Here is a 17,849-nt window from a genome sequence, read left to right as displayed (position 1 = left end):
GGCTTTCGCTTACGCCGTTTTCTTATGCTGCCCGTTTCTTATGCCGCTTTGCGGCCGCGCGCGGCAAGCCACGCTTCGGTCAACTGTTCGAAGCGTGACGCCATGTCGGCGACAGCCTCGTCGTCCGACATCCGGCCTCCCAGCCATTGTTCGGCGGCGTTGATGAAGATGGTGCGGCCGACGGCGAAGCCCTTGACAATCGGCGCATTGGCGGTGGCGGCAAAGGCCGCGACCAGCTCGTCCTGCGGCGCCTCCAGCCCCAGCAGCACGACGCCGCGGCACCACGGATCGTTCCTGACGATCACCTGTTCGATCTTCGCCCAGGCGCCTGCCGAAGCCTGAGGCTCCAGCTTCCACCAGTCCGGCTTGATGCCCAGCGCATAGAGCTCCTCCAGCGCGCGCGGAATGGTGGTGTCGTCGAGCTTGCCATGCTTGCCGGCGATGATCTCGACCAGCAGTTCTCGGCCGACTTTCCGCGCCGCCTCGAACAGCGCGCGCAGCTTCTGCTGCTGCTCGGCCTTCAGCGCTTCCGGATCGTCCGGATGATAGAAGCACAGGCATTTGATGCAATGGTCGACCGGCCATTCGGTGAGCTGCGAGCCGATATCCTGCGAGAATTCGAAGCGCAGCGGCCGCGATCCGGGCAGCTCCACCGGACGTCCGAGCCAGGCGAACGGATGGCGGGCGAATTCGAACATCGCGTCACGGCCGTATTTCTCATCGATCAGCATGCCGTAGCCGTCGCGGCCGGCCGCGACCTTGGCCGCCGCCTTGACCGTCAGCACCTTGAAGTCGGGAATGCGCGAAACGTCGGCGCCGACCCTCGCCGCGACGTCCTCCAGCTGCACGCGATGGTCGCAGGCCAACGCCATCAGCGAAGGAATGTCGCGCCGGCGCGTCGTCGCCCAATGGATGTGGTTGATCGCCTCGTCCTTGCGCAGCGCCAGATGCTTGCTGCCGTGCTTCAGGAAGAACTGCAGCTCCTCGAAGGTCGGATATTCCGGCGCGCAGAGCAGGCGCGACACGGCAAAGGCGCCGCAGGCATTGGCCCAGGTCGCGGCCGTGGCAAAACTTTCGCCGCCGAGCCAGCCGCGCAGGAAGCCGGACATGAAGGCGTCGCCGGCGCCAAGCACATTGTAGATCTCGATCGCAAAACCCTTGCCGACAATGCCGTCCTCGAGGTCGTCGCTGATCGGCCCGTCATAAACGATGCAGCCCTTGGCGCCGCGCTTCAGCACGATGGTGGCCGACGACAGCGCGCGGATCGTCTTCAGCGCGCTCAGGCAATCGTCGGCTCCGGAAGCGATCATGATCTCTTCCTCGGTGCCGACGATCAGATCGCAGTCCGGCAGCACAGTCTTCAGCTGCGACGAGACGCGGTCGGACTTCACGTAGCGCTCGAAACCCTCGGCATGGCCGGCAAGGCCCCACAGGTTCGGGCGATAGTCGATGTCGAAGACAACCTTGCCACCCCGGGCCTTCATCAGGCGGATCGCCTTGCGCTGCGCGGCATCTGAGTTAGGCCTCGAGAAATGCGTGCCGGTGACGACGACGGAACGCGCCGAGGCGACGAAAGCCTCGTCGATATCCTCTTCGGCCAGCGCCATGTCGGCGCAGTCGGAGCGGTAGAAGATCATCGGCGAGACGCCTTCGCTCTCGACCGAAAGCAGCACCAGCGCCGTCAGCCGATCCTTGTCGGTCTTCAAGCCGTCGACCGAGACGCCCTCGCGCCGCAGCTGCTCGCGGATGAAGCGGCCCATCTGCTCGTCGCCGACACGGGTGAGCAGCGCCGAGCGCAGGCCGAGCCTCGCAGTGCCGACGGAAATGTTGGCCGGGCAGCCGCCGACAGACTTGGCGAAAGAGGTGATGTCCTCCAGCCGCGAGCCGATCTGCTGGCCATAAAGATCGACCGAGGCGCGACCGATGGTGATGACGTCGAGCGGCGGATATTTCCCTTCCACGGCTTCGCCCATTCGATCCTCCCATCGGCCTTGTTGTGCAGAGCAGCGTCGTTTTGGACAGCACGCGCCAGCGGCAGCGTCTATCGCCAATATGAAATATTAATTCCAATCTATAGTCAATATGGAATGAGTGTTCCCAAGGCGAAAAGCGCTCGGCTACGAGGCTCAGCCCTTGCGCCGGCGCCCGGTTTCGCGGCGCTTCTCGCCGACGGCGACGGTCAGCGCCATGGCCAGTGCCATGGTTGCCGAGATCGAGCGGAAGCCGCCGAAATCGGCCTCGGCGACCTCGAACCAGATCTTGGCGAATTGCGCCAGCGGCGAGAAGGATGAGTCGGTGATGGCAACGATCGGCACGCCCTGTTCCGCGATCGCCCGCGTCTCCTCGATGGTCGCGGGCGCGTAAGGCGAGAAGCTGATGGCGATGACGGCGTCGCGCGGCGTGGCGAAGCCGATCATCTCGGCGTTCAGCCCGGCGGCCGATTCCACCAGCTGGTTCCGGATCTTCAGCTTGCCCAGCGCATAGGCGATGTAGGACGCGACCGGATAGGAGCGGCGCTTGGCCAGCACATAGATGGTCTCGGCTTTCGCCAGAAGCGCGATCGCCTCCTCGAAATGCGCATCGTTGAGCGAACGCGAAATGTCGCTGAGCGAGGTGCTGGCGGCGGCGACGAAGCCGTCGAAGATCGCCCGGTGGCCAGCGCCTTCCTCGGCCTTGGCGCGCAGCGCCGCCAGCCGCTCGTCATAGGAGGAGTTGCGTTCGCGCAGCCGCTCGCGGAAAACCTGCTGCAAGCTGGTGAAGCCGTCGAAGCCGAGCTGCTGGGCAAAACGGATCAGTGTCGAGGGCTGAACGCCGGCCGAGGCGGCGATGCTCGCCGCCGTGCCGAAGGCGATGTCGTCGGGATTGTCGAGCGCATAGGCGGCGATCTGCGCGATGCGCTTGGGCAGGCTCGCGCGCCTGTCCAGGATCGTCGCGCGCAGCGTTTCGAAATCGCGAGGCACCCGTTCGTCCATCGTCGCTCCGTCCGCGCCCATATGGTCTGTCCCTCTCCTGCCTCATCATAGCGAGTTCGCGCAAGAACACCATAAAAAATGATTTGTATGTTCCATTCGCAGCCAAAATGGACTAATTCATCCATGTCAATTCTTACTGCGTCTCGGAGACAATCGACATGGTCGGAGTGGGCCTCATCGGCACGGGCTTCATGGGCAAGTGCCACGCCATCGCCTGGAACGCGGTGGGCACCGTCTTTCCCGATGTCGAGAAGCCGAGACTGGTGCATCTGGGCGAGGTGAATGACGAGCTTGCCAGGCGCAAGGCCGGCGAGTTCGGCTTCGCCAAAGGCTCCGGCGACTGGCGCGCCGTGGTCAACGACCCGGAGGTCGATGTCGTCTCGCTGACCACGCCCAACCAGTTCCATCCGGAAATGGCGATCGCCATCCTCGAAGCCGGCAAGCATCTGTGGTGCGAGAAGCCGATGGCGCCGAGCTTTGCCGAGGCGGAAGCGATGGCGAAGGCCGCCAAGGCATCGGGCAAGGTCGCCGTGCTTGGCTACAACTACATCCAGAACCCCGCCATCCGCCACATCGGCGCGCTGCTTGAAGAGAAGATCATCGGCGACGTCAACCTCGTTCGCATAGAGATGGACGAGGACTTCATGGCCGACCCGGAAGCTTTGTTCTTCTGGAAGCACGAGGCTTCGTCCGGTTATGGCGCGCTCGACGATTTCGCCGTGCATCCGCTGTCGCTGATCAAGGCGCTGTTCGGCCGTGTGTCGCGCGTCATGTGTGACATGGTCAAACCGTATGCCGACCGCAAGACCGCGTCCGGCGCCCGCCGCGCCGTCGAGACCTACGACATCGCCAGCGTCTTGATGCATCTCGAGAACGGCGTTGCCGGCACGCTGCTGGTCAACCGCTCGGCCTGGGGCCGCAAGGGCCGCATCGCCATCCAGATCTTCGGCTCGAAGGGTTCGATCCTCTACGACCAGGAGCGGATGAACGAGTTCCAGCTCTACCTCACCGCCGACAGGCCAACCGAGCAGGGCTACCGCACCATCCTGGTCGCCCCGCACCACAAGCCTTACGATTCCTTCCTGCCGGCGCCCGGCCATGGCCTCGGCTTCAACGACCTCAAGATGATCGAATGCCGCGAGCTTCTGACGCGCATCGCCGGCAAGCCGGCCCGCATCATCGACTTCGACGAGGGGCTGGAGATCGAGCGCACCGTGCATGCCATGGCACGCTCCTTTGAGGAGAAGCGCTGGGTCGATGTGAGATGATCGAGCCGAAAACCGGCGCGACGGCCGGCACCGGTGGCGGCACCGGTCTGGGCGACGACGCCTCGGATCGGCCGCCTCAAGCCAGGTTGATGGCGACATTGCGCAGCAACGCTACGGACTTGCGCATGCCTTCCATCGGCGACAGCATCATGTCCTCGTGCTCGATCGAGAGCACGTCGTCGTAGCCTGCCTGCTTCAGCGCGGTGCAGAACTGCCGCCACCATGTCTCGCCATGGCCGTAGCCCAGCGTGATGTAATTCCAGGCCCTTTCGGCATAGTGGTTTGGCGGACGCGCATCGAGCACGCCGTCGATGGCGGCCGGTATCGGCTCGACGCGTGTGTCCTTGGCGTGGACATAGTAGATCGCCGAGCCAAGCTTGCGCACGGCGGCGATCGGATCGGCGCCCATCCACATCGGATGGCTCGGATCGTAGTTCGCGCCGACCGTCTCGCCGACGGCATCGCGCAGCCGGAACAGCGTCTGGACGTTGTAGACGGCCTGGTGGCCATGCAGTTCCAGGCACAGTTTGCCGATGCCGAGATTGTTCGAGAATTTCACCAGATCGCGCCAGTAGGGGATGATGCAATCGTCCCATTGGTAGCGCTGGATGTCGGCGCATTCGGGCGGCCAGTCGGTGATGATCCAGTTGGGGTTGGCGTCGCCCGGCCCTCCGGGCAGGCCGGACATCATGACCACGCGGTCGATGCCCATCAGGCTCGCCAGCCGGATCGTGTCCTCGGTCACCTGGCGGTGCTGCTTGCCCTGCGGTCCCGGATGCAGCGGGTTGCCCGAGCAGTTGAGCGCCGCGATCGTCAGCCCGTGGTCGCGGACCTTGGCGACGAATTCGGCGCGGGTCGCAGCACTGTGCAGCATCGCCGCCAGGTCGATATGCGGCGCCGACGACCAGTTGCCGCAGGCGAACTCCAGCTTCTCCAGCCCAAGCTCGGCCGAGGCGCGCAGCATCTCGTCGAAGGACAGGTTGCCCAGGCTGTCGGTGATCATGCCAATCTTCATGTCGGTGACTCCTGCTTGCCTTCAGACCATCCGCTCAGAGCTTTACCGGCTCGAACCTGCCGGACCGCGCCGACGCAAGCGCCGCCTCGCAAAGGATCATGGCCTTGCGGCCGTCGCTGGCGGTGACCGCCGGGCTCCTGCCGGTTTCGACGCAGCTGATGAAGTGATCGATCTCGGCGGCGTAGGATTCCGCATAGCGTTCGACGAAGAAGTAGTAGGGCTTGTCGCGCGATATGCCATTGCTCCTATACATCTCCACCGAGGTCGGCAGCCGGTTGCCGGCCTGCAGCATGCCGTCGGCACCGTGCACCTCGATGCGCTGGTCGTAGCCATAGGCGGCCCTGACGCTGTTGTTGATGTGGCATTGCCGGCCCGACGCCGTTCGCAGGATGAACATCGCGGTGTCGTAGTCGCCGAGCTTGCGGTATTGCGGCGCCACCAGCGAGGAACCGGTCGCGAACAGCTCGACCGGCTCCTCGCCCAGCATGTTCCGCGCCATGTCGAAGTCGTGGATGGTCATTTCGCGAAAGACGCCTCCGCCTCCGGCCAGCGCTTCCTCGGTTTCCGGTTCTGGATCGCGGCTGGTGATGATGACCTGCTCGACGGCGCCGATCTCGCCGCCGTCGAGGCGCTCCTTCAGCGCCCGGAAGCTCGGATCGAAGCGGCGGTTGAAACCGATCTGGAAAGGCACGCCGGCCTTCGCGACCGCCGCCAGGCATTCGTCCGTGCGCTTGAGATCGAGATCGATCGGCTTCTCGCAGAAGATCGCCTTGCCCTTTGCCGCCGCTTCCATGGCGAGCTCGGCGTGGGTGCGCGTCGCCGACGCGATGAACACCATCTTCACGGCCGGATCGTTCATCACGGTCTCGGTATCGGCGATCTCGGCGCCGGTCGCGGCCGCGACCTTGGCGGCGGCCTCCCGATTGGGATCGACGATATAGCGCAGCCGCACTTTCGGGTGGCGCGCCAGATTGCCGGCATGCACCCTTCCGATCAGTCCCACCCCGAACAGACAAACATCGATCATGCGTTCAACTTTCCTGTGCAGCCGTCCGCGACGGCCAGTTCAACATGCACGGCCGGCGGTCACTTCACGGCGCCCATGGTCAGGCCGCGAACCAGGTGCCGCTGCACCAGCAACGCGAAAAAGACGATCGGCAGTGCGCCGATGACGCCGGCGGCGGCCATCGAGGCCCAGTCGGTATCGATGCGCCCGATGAGTGTGGCGGTGCCGCGCGGCATGGTCATTGCGCGCGGCGTCGCGGTCAGCGCCAGCGCGAAAAGGAATTCGTTGAAGGTGACCAGCACGGCGAAGATGGCGGTGGCCGCCAACCCCGGCGCTGCCAGCGGCAGCGTGATGCGGCGGAAGGCGCCGAAGCGTGAATCGCCGTCCACCATGGCCGCCTCCTCGAGGTCGACGGGAATCTCGCGGAAGAAGCTCTCCATCATCCAGACGCAAAAGGTGACGTTGAAGGCGGTGTAGGTGGCGATCAGGCCAAGCCAGCTGTCGAGCAGCCCGAGGCTCAGCATCAAGAGATAGACGGGTATCAGGATCACCACCGGTGGGATGATGCGCAGTGTCAGCAGGAAGAGACCGATCTTGCTCTCCGCGGCGAATGGCAGGCGGAACCTTGCGATCGCGTAGGCCCCCATCGCGCCGAAGACCAGCGCTATCGCGACCGAGAAGAAGGTGACCACCACCGAGTTCGTCAAATAGGAGCCGAACTGCTTTTCGGTGAACAGCCTGACGTAATTGTCGAGCGTCGGCACATGCGGATAGAGCGTGCCTTCCTGGGTGATCTCGCGGTTCGACTTGAGCGAGGTGGAGACCAGCCAGTAGATCGGCAGCAGCACGATTGCCAGCACGAAGATGGTGGTGAGGATGCGCGCCAGACGGGTGCTCATGACGCGTCGACCCTGCGCAGGAGCCTGATGGCGCTGAAGGCGAGCGCGAGCACGACGAGGCCGATCGTCACAAACAGCGCCGCCGCGTATCCGGTCTGCTGGAACTTGAACGCGGTGTCATAGCCATAGATCGAGATCAGCCTCGTCGCTTCGCCCGGCCCGCCTCGGGTCAGCACGAAAACCTGGTCGAAGGTGCCGAAGGCGTCGATGGTCCTCAGAACGATCGCCACCGCCAGCACCGGCCGCATCATCGGGAAGGTGAGATCGGCGAAGACGCGCCAGGACCCTGCGCCGTCGACGCGCGCCGCCTCGAACGGTTCGTGCGGCAGCGACTGCAGCCCGGCGAGCAGGATCAGGAACATCAGCGGCGTCCACTCCCAGACGTCGAGCACGACAAGGCCGATAAAGGCATTGAGCGGGTTTCCGAGGATCTGGACCCCGCCGCCGCCCATGGCCTCCGAGAGCGCCGTCAGCATGCCGGCGTCGCTGGCGTAGATCAGCCTGAACAGGATGGCGACGACGACCGGCGTGATCACCATGGGAATGATCAGCACCGTCCTGAGCAACCGTATGCCACGGAATTCGTGCAGGCAGAACAAGGCCAGCGCGAAGCCCAGCACCGCCTCAATCGACACCGAAAGCGCCACGAACTTGACCGTGACCCACAGCGAATTCAGGAACTGCGCGTCGCTCCAAAGCTGCACATAGTTCTGGAAGCCGACATTGGAGATGGGCGACCCGTAGCGGTAAGCCCGGGTGCTGGCGCGCAGCCCGTCCCAAAGCGGATAGACCAGCACGCCGAGCACGACCATCAGGCCCGGCGCCAGCATGAGGTAGGGGAGGGCGAGGTCGAGCCCCGCCCCCTGCAGGCGATATTTGCGCGCCTGCGTGCCGGTTTGCATCAGTAGTATCCGACCGTGGTCAGGTAGTCCTTGACCTGCTTGGCCGCCGTGTCCAAAGCGGCGCCGCCGCCGGAGCCGGCCTGCAAGGCCTTGTTGAGCTCGATGCCGAGCAGTTCCTCGACCTTCGCCCAGTCGGGCGTGCGCGGCCTGGGCAGCGCGCCGGCGTCGAGCTGTTGGAGCGCAACCGGAATAAGCCGGTTGCCGGGCTTTGCGACACCGAAGGCGCTGCGCTTGACCGGGATAGAGCCCGCTTCCGAGAGCTTCGCCTGCGTCTCGGCGCTGACATACCATTTCAGGAACTCGATGGAGTTCGCCTTGTTGGGCGCCGATTTTGGCACGCCGGCGATAAAGATGCCCATCTGGGCGATCGCCTTTTCCTGTTTCGGCACGACGCCGAAATCGAGCTTGCCGGCAACCTTGGTCTGAGCGGGATCGTCGGCCTTCAGCGCATTGCCCGAGTACTGGATGATGGCGCCGGCCTCGCCACCGAGGATCGCAGCGCCCTCCTGGTCGGAGTCGAACTCCACCACGCCGCTCGGCGCGTTCTGCTTCATCGTGCCGACGAAGAAATCGGCCGAGGCCTTGCCTTCGGCCGAATTGAAGATCGGGTTCCACTTGTCGTCGAAGAAGGAGCCGCCGAACGACAGGAAGACCGGATACCAGCTGGTGACGATCGGGTTGCCGGAAACGCCGCGGAAGACGACCGGGTATTTGATCTTGCCGGCGGCGACGCCTTCCTTGCCCTTGGCGATCACCTCGTCCCAGGTCTTCGGCGCGCCGCCGGTGAAGACGTCGTTGCGATAGGTCAGCGTCTGCAGGTCGCCGACGAAGGGCACGCAGATCAGCGTCGGCTTGGCGTTCTCGAAGCCCTTGACGCGAGGCCCCTGCTGCGGCGGCCAGTAGCCCATGTCGATCATCGGGCCGATCCAGTCCTTGTCCGACCCGTCGATGCCGCCGGCGCCAAGATCCTCGAGCACGTTGGCCGCGCCGAACTGCGGCACCCACGGGTCGTCGAGCAGATAGAGGTCATACTGGCCGGCGCCGCTCTGGGCGTCGGCGAACCACTTCTCGAGCGTCACGCCATATTCATCCTCGAGGAATTGGATGTCGAAGCCCTGTTCCTTGGCCAGCGGGATGATCTTTTCCTTGAACGGCGTCAGGCCGCCATCGGCGAAGGCGCCGATAATCACTTTCTTGCCGGCCGCCTTTGCCGGCATCGGCAGGCCGAGCGTGGTCAGCGCGGTGGTCGCCAGGGCCAGGCCAAGCCCGCCCTTGATGACGGAGCGGCGAGTAAGTCTGCTGGAATGCATCATGTGACTCTCCCATTGTTGTTGACCCTGTGGACGGCGGTGAGGCCGGCCGAGTTGAAGAAACAGGCGTTCGCCGGGTCGAAGGCGACGCCGATGCTTTCACCCACCACACCCCTGAATTCGCGGCCGGCCCGGACCGAGACGTTGCCGCCTTCGAGGCGGACATTGACCAGCGTTTCGTTGCCCATCGGCTCGACGACGTAGATTTCGCCGGGGAGCGCGTCGGGCGCGTCGACCGCGGCAGCGCTGCAATCCTCCGGCCGGAGACCGATTTCGGCGATTGAGGCGGCGCGGCAGGCGGCGAGCCGCGCGGCGTCCAGCGGGACGACCTTGCCGGCCACGATGACCCCTCGCTCGGAAAGCGCTGCCGGCAGGATGTTCATAGGCGGGTTGCCGACGAAGGTGGCGACGAAGCGGTTTGCCGGGCGGTCGTATATCTCGATGGGCGGCGCCATCTGCTGCAGCTCGCCGCCATGCATGACGGCAACGAAGTCGGCCATCGTCAGGGCCTCGACCTGATCATGGGTGACGTAGATGGTGGTGGCGCTGAGGCGCTGGCAGAGCCGCTTGATCTCGCCGCGCATGGTGAGCCGCAGCCTCGCGTCGAGATTGGAGAGCGGCTCGTCCATCAGGAAGGCGGCCGGGTCGCGCACGATGGCGCGTGCCAGCGCGACACGCTGGCGCTGTCCGCCCGAAAGCTGGCGTGGCCTACGGTCGAGCAGGTGGCCGATTTCGAGAATGGCGGCGACCTCGCCGATCTTGGCCTTTCGCCCGGCGTCCGGCGTGCCGCGGATCCACAACGGATAGCCGATGTTTTCGGCGACCGTCATCTGCGGATAGAGCGCGTAGCTCTGGAAGACCATGGCGATGTCGCGATCGCGCGGCTGCAGCCGCGTGACGTCGCGCTCGCCGATGAAGACCTTGCCCGCGCTCGGCATGTCGAGCCCGGCCAGGATGCGCAGCGCCGTGGTCTTGCCGCAGCCCGACGGGCCGAGCAAAGCGAGGAATTTGTGATCCGGCACGGCAAGGTCGAGCGATCGCAGCACGTTGAGCGCGCCGAAGCTCTTGACCACCTTCTGGTACAGAACCGAACTCATCTCCCTCCCCGGCGCCCCATGCTTTCTTCAGGCCCTCCGTTCGTGGACATAGAAGCCCGCGCCCTCGGCCAGCTTCATGAGATTGCGATACCCCATCGTGGCATAGGTCAAGGGGTGCGCCTTGGCCGGGTCCTGCTCGGCCTCCACCACCAGCCAGCCGGAATAGCCGTGGTCGGCGAGGATCTTGAGCAGCGTCGGATAGTCGATCGCGCCGTCGCCCGGGACGGTGAAGATGCCTTCCATCACCGCGCCCATGAAGCTCATGTCGGCCTCGCGCGCCTTCTTCAGCATGGCCGGGCGCACATCCTTGCAATGCACATGCACGACGCGCTCCACATGCCGGCGCAGCAATTGCTCCGGGTCGCCGCCCGAAAAGGCGCAGTGCCCGGTGTCGTAAAGCAGGCCGACCGCCTCGCCGGTTGTGTGCATCAGCCTGTCGATCTCCTGGTCGGTCTCGACGATCGTGCCCATGTGATGGTGGAAGGCCATGCCGACACCGAAATCGACAAAACGCTCGGCAAGCCTGGTGATCTTTTCGCCATAGGCCTTCCATTCGCCATCCATCAGCTTCGGCCGCTGCGAGATCGGATCGTGGATGGCGCCATGCCGTCCGCGCGAGGTGTCGGCATAGACGACGCGCCGGGCGCCGAGGTCGCGCAGCAGCGTCAGATGCGGCCGGATCGCCTCGAACTCCTCGTCCACCTCCTTCTCGCAGATGCGCCCGTCATACCAGCCGGAGACCAGCGCCAGCCCGTAATGGTCGAGGATGGGCCGAAGCGTGCGGCTGTCGCGCGGAAACTTGCCGCCAAGCTCGGTGCCGGCATAGCCGGCCTCGGCGGTTTCGCTGAGGCAGGTCTCGAGCGGCGTATCGCCGCCCAGTTCCGGCACGTCGTCATTGGTCCAGGTGATCGGGTTGATGCCAAGTCGAACTGTCGTCATTGCTCGCTTTCCGCCCGCGGCCGGGATGGCTGCGGGGTATGAGTTTCGGGAGGAGATGGCTGCTGGCGCTGGCGGCAGGGCGCGAAACCCTGCCGTTTCGTTCGTCAGGACGCCCTCCCAGTGTCCCGCCTCACATGTCCCCGTCTTGCATGTTCTTGTCGACATCTTACCCCAACGTCAGTGACCGAAGTCTACGCCGCTCTGTCTCCATCGCGAGGGCCAGTTTTCCGGAAAATGAAGGAACCAGTTTGCGCCGGGAGGTGGGTGTGGCAGGATGGGGGATGGCAAATCCAAGAGCATCCACGCAGCACCATGGAACTAAGCGTCCACCGTCTGCGCGAGGCACCCCCCTCTGTCCTGCCGGACATCTCCCCCGCAAGGGGGGAGATTGGCTATGGCAACGCCAGCTCTCCCTTTGCGACGTTGGCGATTGGCGACAGCGACCGCGACATCTGATCTCCCCCCTTGCGGGGGAGATGGCCGGCAGGCCAGAGGGGTGTGTGCCGGAACTCGGCCTTCGCAAGTTTGGGTTCCTCGCCCCCACAAAGTGGGGGAGAGGTGGCTCGGCGAAGCCGAGACGGAGAGGGGGAGCGCCCTATGCGGTTGCCCTCCGCCGCCGGGTAAAGGGCGCACACCCGCACCTGCCGTCCGACGCCAGGGCGCGGTGAAGATGCGTCCCCACCCCAAGCCCCAAGCCTTCCCGCTCGACACGCTCGCCGTGAACCGCGCCAGCCCCGAGCATCTCTCGCGCCAGCTCTATCACGGCCTCGTCGCCATCATCCGCAGCCGCGCGCTGCCGCCCGGCTTGGAGCTTCCCTCCACCCGCGCCCTGGCCGCCGAGCTCGGCCTTGGCCGCAACACCATCGTCGCCGCTTACGACCAACTCGTCACCGAAGGCTATCTCGCCAACCGCCAGGGCGCCCGCCCGGTGATCGTCGACCTGCCCGAAGGCCCGCGCGAAACACCCGCCGAAGCCCCGCCCGTGCCGCTGCGCCAGCCCTCGCGGCGCGGCCAGCAGCTGCTTAGCCAGCCCTACCACCACGGCAGGCCGGGGCATGTCGCCTTCCACCCCGGCATGCCGGATGCGCAGAGCTTTCCCTTCGGCGTCTGGGGCCGGCTGGTGGCGCGCCGCGCCAGCCATGGCGGCGAGACCCTGTTCGGCACCTATGACGTCACCGGCCACCCGGCGCTGAAGGAGGCGATCGCCGGCTATCTTTATTCCGCGCGCGGCGTCCGCTGCCGGCCGGGGCAGATCGTCGTCACCACCGGCGCGCAGGCCGCCTTCGACCTGCTGGCGCGCCTGCTGCTCGACCCCGAAGACACGGTGTGGATGGAGGAGCCCGGCTATTACGGCGCCAAGGCCGCCTTCACCGTGGCCGGCGCCAGAATCCTGCCGATCCCGGTCGACCAGGAGCGCGGCTGGCGTCTCGACGCTCCCGCTTTCTCGCCCCGCCTCATCTATGTGACGCCGGCCTGCCAGCATCCGCTCGGCATCACCATGCGCATGGAGGAGCGGCTGCGCCTGCTCGACATCGCCGAGACCGCCAATTCATGGGTGATCGAGGACGATTTCGACGGCGAATACCGTTTCCAGGGCCGCCCTGTGCCGGCGATCCAGAGCATGGACCGCTCCGGCCGCGTCATCTATGTCGGCACCTTCGCCAAGCTTCTGTTCCCGGCGCTGCGCATCGGCTTTATGGTGCTGCCGCGGGAGCTCGCCGGCCGCATCGTCAACGCGCTCTCCACCACCGGCCAGTTCGCGCCGCTGCTCCTGCAAGCCGCCTTGGCCGATTTCATCACCGAAGGCCACATGAGCCGGCACCTGAAGCGCATGCGCCGCATCTACGCCCAACGCCGCCAGCTTTTCCGCGACATCGTGTCCGAGCGCTTGCGCGACGAGATCACCCTCTCCCCCGCCGAAGCCGGCATCCAGGTGGTGGGCTATCTCAAGGAAGGCATCGACGACATCAAGGTCAGCCAGGCGGCGGCGAAGCGGGCGATCAACGTCTCGCCGCTGTCGAAATATTTCCAGAACACGGCGCCGACCCAAGGGCTGGTGCTGGGCTACGCGGCGTGTGACGCGGCGCAGACGCGGGACGGGGTGGAGAGGTTGGCGGCGGCGATAGGGGAGGTGCTGGGGTGAGGGGGGGCAGGCGCCATGTAGCGAGGATGCACCCCCAAAACGCGAGCAATTCGCAAATTACTATTTGCCGTTCGGGATGCTCATCGCACGGCCCGAAGCGGCCCTGAACAACCTGTGTCGTGGCGGTCCGGGAGACGATCCAAAGACGAGGCAAGCATGCGTCTGCGCACCGGCCACCGCATCCCGGTAGAAACGCCGATACGCCGTCGCCACTTGGTCATTAGTGGATCTTGCGAAGGTCGTCCTTGGTGTCCGCCTTCAAGTAGCGGCGGAAATGAGCGAGGGTGACGCCTTTCATCATCGCCGCCAGGATCAGCGGGTTGTCGCTCCAGCCGCCCTCTGATTTCAGGAGGAGCGAAAAAGGATCGCGCAAAGTTGCTTTCCATGGGAGCTTCGTCAGGTTGAAATAGTAGTTGCTTGATACCACCGTCGGTTATAGACCTACTGGTGGGGGTGCCAATGCTATTTGAGACTTATTTTTACTGGTGCGGCGTAGCCGCAAATGTCGTCATTGCGTTCTTTATCTTGTTATTTTTCTATTTGCTAATGAAAGAGCGGGCCCGGCAAGGACCTGACGACAAAACGCCATTGTTCTAACACACTAGGACCATGCACGACGCGCCCGTAGCTGACGCCGCGTTGTACTGGATGATGACATGGCAATTCCCGCCAGTGGAAGCACCCATAAAGTTGGCATTTGGTGTTACCTCTATCTCTTGAAGTCTGAAGCAGACAGGCATATTCCTGCTGGGGGGCTGAGCATAATGCCTATATTTGGATTCTCTAATATTGATGTTACGCTGGTCAGCGGTCGAAGGCCTGACTTATTGCGCGCCACAATGCAGTCGTTTCAGGAGCGGGTATTCAGAAATTTCCGCATAAACAACTTCAGGGTGAATATCGACCCGTTCGGTGGACAGGACCCCGAATTGGTAGAGTGCCGCAGCATAGTTCGGGACCATTTCCCGCAGGCGATAATTTCGGAACCTTCACAGCCCAGCTACGGGCAAGCGGTCAAATCGCTCTGGAGCAGCGTGACTTCGGATTTCGTGCTTCACCTAGAAGATGATTGGATTGCTCTTGAACCCATCACCCCCGAGAGAGTTGGTGGGCTCTTCCATGCCGGGACCGCATGCGTGAAACTGAATAACGCAGAGCTGCGGTGGGACGGTCGAGAGCTGCGCACTCGGATTGAAAAGGTTAAATTTGCCGGCATTACCGTCTACTATAGACGGGTCCCGAGCTTCGGCGTTAGTCCGGCATTCCTGACGGGCGAATTCGTTCGAGGGTATAGTAGCTTGATCGACCCTGACCTAGATCCAGAAAAGCAACAGCGAATTCATATCAACCCTTCTCTGGCTAAATATACGTCTAATTTCGATTGCCGTGTGCTGGCTGGTCTTGGTCAGCCCGAGATTATCAAAGATATAGGCCGAGAATGGCGCGAAGCCCGCGGCCTTGAAAAGGTAGTCAGTCGGGGCAAGAGCACCTGGATATCGTCAGGATCGCCATCTTCAATTCCTTGATGTCGGGAGCGGCGGCATTCGGACCGGAGGCTCAAATGCCAATTGCCAAGGAAGAACCTTCGGCTGCAGTTCACTCACATCCTGAGGAAATCAAGTCGGTTTTCGATCTGCGCTTGGGCAAGCATATTAGCTTGCAAGGCAGTGCCAGGATAACGCCCGCAGGCGTGATCAGCGCCGGAATCGCGGTGGCCGCTATGATGCTTGCGCTGGGGTATCTTGCTTCGTCGGGCAAGCGTCGCAGGCAATAAGGTGGGATGCCCGGCTTTGTTGGCGCACCCGACAAGATTCGAACTTGTGACCTCTGCCTTCGGAGGGCAGCGCTCTATCCAGCTGAGCTACGGGTGCTTCCCGGGGAACCGGAAAACGAACCGGCCGGTGAGCCGGCCAGCCACGGCTTCTTAGCGGAAGCCGTCGCGGGCTTCAACGGGCAATTGGCGATTGTGCGGCGGCCTGATGGGTCGATTGTCTGGCCGATGGGCTATTCGAGATGGCGCTTCCCTCTCCGTCTCGGCTTCGCCGAGCCACCTCTCCCCACTTCGTGGGGCGAGGAACAGAGCTTCACCCCTCCACCGCCACCTTCGCCGTCTTGCGCCGCACCGCCCGTGTCGCGCGCTTCACCTTCTTCGCCGCGGTCAGCTCGTGCATCGCATCCAACTGCATCTGCTGCATTTCGGCCAGCCGCTGCCATTGGCGCGAGATGAGGTAGTCGAGCTTTTCGTGCAGGTGGCGCACTTCCAGCTCGGCCTTCAGGTTCACCCGGTAGTCGTTGAAGGAGCGCAGCCGGTCTTTGGCTTCCTGGCGCTTCTGGCTCATCATGATCACCGGAGCCTGGATGGCGGCGATGCAGGATAAGAGCAGGTTGAGCAGGATGAACGGGTAGGGGTCGAAGGCGTTGGTCGTGCCGGCGACCAGGTTGATGCCGATCCACAGCAAAAGCACTGCCGCAAACGAGATCAGGAACCACCAGCTGCCGCCGAACTCGGCCATGGTGTCGGAGACGCGGTCGGGGAAGGAGCGGTGCTCCTCATATTCCTCTTCCGAGTTCTCCGAGATCGTGTCCTGCTTGGCGATCGATTCCACCACCTGGCGGTCGAGCTCGGAGAATTCGCCGTGCTCCTGCTGCAGCAACTCCTCCATGTAGCGCATGCGGTAGCGGCCGAGCTCCTCGCGGCTGATGCGGGCGCCGCGCGGCAGGTCGGGATGGTCGGAGCGGATGCGGTCGGCGAGGCTCGGCCTCAGATCGTCGATGCGCACCAGGTCGCGCTTGCGGAATTTGCGCCCCGATATCGCCGAAGGTTTTTTCTTGGGCTTGATCCGGGCCGCGCCGGGCACATGCGGTTCGGAGTGCGGCTCGGAATCCGGCACCTCCGGTGCTTCGAGGATCTCGTCGGCGGCTGCCTGCGCATCCTCCGGCACGGTCTCCGCCTCGAGATATTCGCCGGCGACGTCGTTCTCGTTGTCGGCCTGGATTTGCGCGGATGCCTTCGGGTCGCCTGCCATGGTCGGTGCTCCTGTTCGAGGCTTTGTGGGTACGATACGCCAAGCCGGCGCGGCATATCCATGGTGAGTGTGAAGAGTGTGTGACGGAACAAGTTGTTGTGAAGAGGGAGGGCGTTGCTTTCTTCGCCGACTTTCGAGCCGCGATCGCATAGGTCGGCGCAGCCCCCTCTCCGTCTCGGGCTTCGCCCGAGCCACCTCTCCCCCATTTCATTGGGGCGAGGAAACGCCAATCGCCAAGGCCGCGACCTCGCAAGCTTGGGTTCCTCGCCCCGTAGCGGGGAGAGGTGGCTCGGCGAAGCCGAGACGGAGAGGGGAGCGTCGTCGGCGATTTCGCGCACACCCCTGGCGCAATCGTCTCCACCGCCTGGCCTTGATCCACATCAAACCGGCCCCTGTGGCGGGCCTGATAGGCTGACTATATCGACATCAGGCCTGACTGTTCAGGCTCCGCCACCAGGGCGCGCGCGGCGCCCCGAGAAATGAGGGATCGCCACCATGTACAAGAAAATCCTCATCGCCACCGACGGTTCGGAACTCGCCCAGAAGGGCGTCGCCCACGGGCTGGAGCTGGCCAAGGGCCTGGGCGCCACCGTCGCCTTTGTCACGGTCTCCGAGCCGTTCCCGACGCTTGCCTGGGGCGGCGCCATGGCGGGCTATGTCGCGGCCGACGAGCTGGTCAATTACGAGGAAAGCGCGCGCAAATACGCCAGCGAGCTGCTCGGCAAATGCAAGGCCGAGGCGGATGCGAAGGGTGTCGGTGCGAAGACCCTGCATATCGAGAACCGCACGCCCGCGGAGGCGATCCTGGAGACGGCGGCCAGCGAAGGCAGCGACATCATCGTCATGGCCTCGCACGGTCGCCGCGGCATCGGGCGCCTGGTGCTGGGCAGCCAGACGGCGGAGGTGGTGTCGCTGACGACGATCCCGGTGCTGGTGGTGAGATAGGGTCCGCCCGGCGGAGGCGGCATGAGAATGAGATAGGCAGCGATCCTTCGCGCCCCCCTCTGTCCTGCCGGACATCTCCCCCACAAGGGGGGAGATCAGCCGGCGCCGCCGATTTCGCCAACCACCAACGATGCAGGAGTGAGCCTGCGCCGAAACCGCCAATCTCCCCCCAAGTGGGGGAGATGTCCGGCAGGACAGAGGGGGGCGCTGTCCCGCCAGCGTGCCAGACTTTCGTTCGCCCCGCCGCCCTACTGCGTCGGCAGCAATGGCGCGCCGGGTGATGCCAGGTCCGGCGACGGAAAGTCGGACGCCGGCTGGCCCGGCACC

Annotated in this window: 16 protein-coding genes and 1 tRNA gene; 5 read left to right on the top strand and 12 right to left on the bottom strand. The window is 64.3% G+C overall.

The features are described 5' to 3' along the window. Window positions 1-38 precede the first annotated feature (38 nt). Both iolC and EN862_RS28290 read right to left on the bottom strand, forming a co-directional pair. Window positions 39-1,973 (bottom strand): 5-dehydro-2-deoxygluconokinase, encoded by a 1,935-nt coding sequence (iolC, locus tag EN862_RS28295; protein ID WP_127866764.1) that lies wholly within the window; start codon window positions 1,971-1,973, stop codon window positions 39-41. 153 nt (window positions 1,974-2,126) lie between these two features. Beyond that, the gene (locus EN862_RS28290; RefSeq protein WP_193771592.1) at window positions 2,127-2,972 is read right to left on the bottom strand and encodes a MurR/RpiR family transcriptional regulator; all 846 of its coding nucleotides are present in this window, start codon (window positions 2,970-2,972) and stop codon (window positions 2,127-2,129) included. 158 nt (window positions 2,973-3,130) lie between these two features. Here EN862_RS28290 and EN862_RS28285 point away from each other — a divergent pair, with 158 nt between their 5' ends. Next, on the top strand, window positions 3,131-4,240 hold the full coding sequence (locus EN862_RS28285; protein ID WP_127866762.1) for a Gfo/Idh/MocA family oxidoreductase: 1,110 nt from the start codon (window positions 3,131-3,133) through the stop codon (window positions 4,238-4,240). 76 nt (window positions 4,241-4,316) lie between these two features. On the opposite strand, the gene EN862_RS28280 is transcribed toward EN862_RS28285, so the two are convergent. Genes EN862_RS28280 through iolE form a run of 7 tightly spaced genes read right to left on the bottom strand, consistent with a single transcriptional unit; the run spans window position 4,317 to window position 11,408 of the window. Continuing rightward, window positions 4,317-5,255: a sugar phosphate isomerase/epimerase gene (locus tag EN862_RS28280; RefSeq protein WP_127866761.1), complete on the bottom strand. Its 939-nt coding sequence runs from the start codon at window positions 5,253-5,255 to the stop codon at window positions 4,317-4,319. A 34-nt stretch (window positions 5,256-5,289) separates the two neighbouring features. Beyond that, complete coding sequence (gene iolG, locus EN862_RS28275) at window positions 5,290-6,282, bottom strand: inositol 2-dehydrogenase (protein ID WP_127866760.1); 993 nt, start codon at window positions 6,280-6,282, stop codon at window positions 5,290-5,292. A 59-nt stretch (window positions 6,283-6,341) separates the two neighbouring features. Then, window positions 6,342-7,160 carry a carbohydrate ABC transporter permease gene (locus tag EN862_RS28270; protein ID WP_127866759.1) on the bottom strand — a complete coding sequence of 273 codons (819 nt, stop codon included), beginning with the start codon at window positions 7,158-7,160 and terminating at the stop codon, window positions 6,342-6,344. Further along, entirely contained in the window at window positions 7,157-8,062 is a 906-nt protein-coding gene (locus EN862_RS28265; RefSeq protein WP_193771584.1) for a sugar ABC transporter permease, read from the bottom strand. The genes EN862_RS28270 and EN862_RS28265 overlap by 4 nt, the downstream gene beginning before the upstream one ends. Then, a complete protein-coding gene (locus tag EN862_RS28260) occupies window positions 8,062-9,375 on the bottom strand; it encodes an extracellular solute-binding protein (RefSeq protein ID WP_127866757.1) in 1,314 nt (437 codons plus the stop codon). Before EN862_RS28260 ends, EN862_RS28265 begins: the two co-directional genes overlap by 1 nt. Next, window positions 9,372-10,469, bottom strand: coding sequence for an ABC transporter ATP-binding protein (locus EN862_RS28255; protein ID WP_127866756.1), 1,098 nt, complete (start codon window positions 10,467-10,469; stop codon window positions 9,372-9,374). Before EN862_RS28255 ends, EN862_RS28260 begins: the two co-directional genes overlap by 4 nt. Window positions 10,470-10,496: 27 nt before the next feature. Beyond that, window positions 10,497-11,408: a myo-inosose-2 dehydratase gene (iolE, locus tag EN862_RS28250; protein ID WP_127866755.1), complete on the bottom strand. Its 912-nt coding sequence runs from the start codon at window positions 11,406-11,408 to the stop codon at window positions 10,497-10,499. Between the two features lie 670 nt (window positions 11,409-12,078). On the opposite strand from iolE, the gene EN862_RS28240 reads away from it, so the two are divergent. Next, window positions 12,079-13,551 carry a PLP-dependent aminotransferase family protein gene (locus tag EN862_RS28240; RefSeq protein ID WP_127866754.1) on the top strand — a complete coding sequence of 491 codons (1,473 nt, stop codon included), beginning with the start codon at window positions 12,079-12,081 and terminating at the stop codon, window positions 13,549-13,551. A 220-nt stretch (window positions 13,552-13,771) separates the two neighbouring features. Here EN862_RS28240 and EN862_RS36330 read toward each other — a convergent pair whose 3' ends face one another. After that, a complete protein-coding gene (locus EN862_RS36330; protein WP_193771583.1) occupies window positions 13,772-13,924 on the bottom strand; it encodes a hypothetical protein in 153 nt (50 codons plus the stop codon). Between the two features lie 283 nt (window positions 13,925-14,207). On the opposite strand from EN862_RS36330, the gene EN862_RS28235 reads away from it, so the two are divergent. Continuing rightward, a complete protein-coding gene (locus EN862_RS28235; protein ID WP_127866753.1) occupies window positions 14,208-15,077 on the top strand; it encodes a hypothetical protein in 870 nt (289 codons plus the stop codon). A gap of 35 nt (window positions 15,078-15,112) precedes the next feature. Further along, a complete protein-coding gene (locus EN862_RS28230; protein ID WP_127866752.1) occupies window positions 15,113-15,325 on the top strand; it encodes a hypothetical protein in 213 nt (70 codons plus the stop codon). A 20-nt stretch (window positions 15,326-15,345) separates the two neighbouring features. Here the strand turns inward: EN862_RS28230 and EN862_RS28225 are convergent. Then, a tRNA-Arg gene (locus tag EN862_RS28225) sits at window positions 15,346-15,422 on the bottom strand. A 213-nt stretch (window positions 15,423-15,635) separates the two neighbouring features. Further along, complete coding sequence (locus EN862_RS28220; RefSeq protein WP_127866751.1) at window positions 15,636-16,577, bottom strand: DUF1003 domain-containing protein; 942 nt, start codon at window positions 16,575-16,577, stop codon at window positions 15,636-15,638. 495 nt (window positions 16,578-17,072) lie between these two features. Between EN862_RS28220 and EN862_RS28215 the strand changes: the two genes are divergently transcribed. After that, window positions 17,073-17,522, top strand: coding sequence for a universal stress protein (locus EN862_RS28215; RefSeq protein ID WP_127866750.1), 450 nt, complete (start codon window positions 17,073-17,075; stop codon window positions 17,520-17,522). Window positions 17,523-17,849 lie beyond the last annotated feature (327 nt).

It is taken from the genome of Mesorhizobium sp. M2E.F.Ca.ET.219.01.1.1, from assembly GCF_004016445.2.
Classification (GTDB): domain Bacteria; phylum Pseudomonadota; class Alphaproteobacteria; order Rhizobiales; family Rhizobiaceae; genus Mesorhizobium.
This window is presented reverse-complemented; position numbering and strand designations above follow the sequence as displayed.

Coding starts and splice junctions, on each gene's coding strand:
- iolE (WP_127866755.1), bottom strand. CDS start 11,408: ATGACGACAGTTCGACTTGGCATCAACCCGATCACCTGGACCAATGAC.
- EN862_RS28270 (WP_127866759.1), bottom strand. CDS start 7,160: ATGAGCACCCGTCTGGCGCGCATCCTCACCACCATCTTCGTGCTGGCA.
- EN862_RS28285 (WP_127866762.1), top strand. CDS start 3,131: ATGGTCGGAGTGGGCCTCATCGGCACGGGCTTCATGGGCAAGTGCCAC.
- EN862_RS28220 (WP_127866751.1), bottom strand. CDS start 16,577: ATGGCAGGCGACCCGAAGGCATCCGCGCAAATCCAGGCCGACAACGAG.
- iolC (WP_127866764.1), bottom strand. CDS start 1,973: ATGGGCGAAGCCGTGGAAGGGAAATATCCGCCGCTCGACGTCATCACC.
- EN862_RS28230 (WP_127866752.1), top strand. CDS start 15,113: ATGCCAATTGCCAAGGAAGAACCTTCGGCTGCAGTTCACTCACATCCT.
- EN862_RS28235 (WP_127866753.1), top strand. CDS start 14,208: ATGGCAATTCCCGCCAGTGGAAGCACCCATAAAGTTGGCATTTGGTGT.
- EN862_RS28260 (WP_127866757.1), bottom strand. CDS start 9,375: ATGATGCATTCCAGCAGACTTACTCGCCGCTCCGTCATCAAGGGCGGG.
- EN862_RS28255 (WP_127866756.1), bottom strand. CDS start 10,469: ATGAGTTCGGTTCTGTACCAGAAGGTGGTCAAGAGCTTCGGCGCGCTC.
- EN862_RS28240 (WP_127866754.1), top strand. CDS start 12,079: ATGCGTCCCCACCCCAAGCCCCAAGCCTTCCCGCTCGACACGCTCGCC.
- EN862_RS28280 (WP_127866761.1), bottom strand. CDS start 5,255: ATGAAGATTGGCATGATCACCGACAGCCTGGGCAACCTGTCCTTCGAC.
- iolG (WP_127866760.1), bottom strand. CDS start 6,282: ATGATCGATGTTTGTCTGTTCGGGGTGGGACTGATCGGAAGGGTGCAT.
- EN862_RS28290 (WP_193771592.1), bottom strand. CDS start 2,972: ATGGACGAACGGGTGCCTCGCGATTTCGAAACGCTGCGCGCGACGATC.
- EN862_RS28265 (WP_193771584.1), bottom strand. CDS start 8,062: ATGCAAACCGGCACGCAGGCGCGCAAATATCGCCTGCAGGGGGCGGGG.
- EN862_RS28215 (WP_127866750.1), top strand. CDS start 17,073: ATGTACAAGAAAATCCTCATCGCCACCGACGGTTCGGAACTCGCCCAG.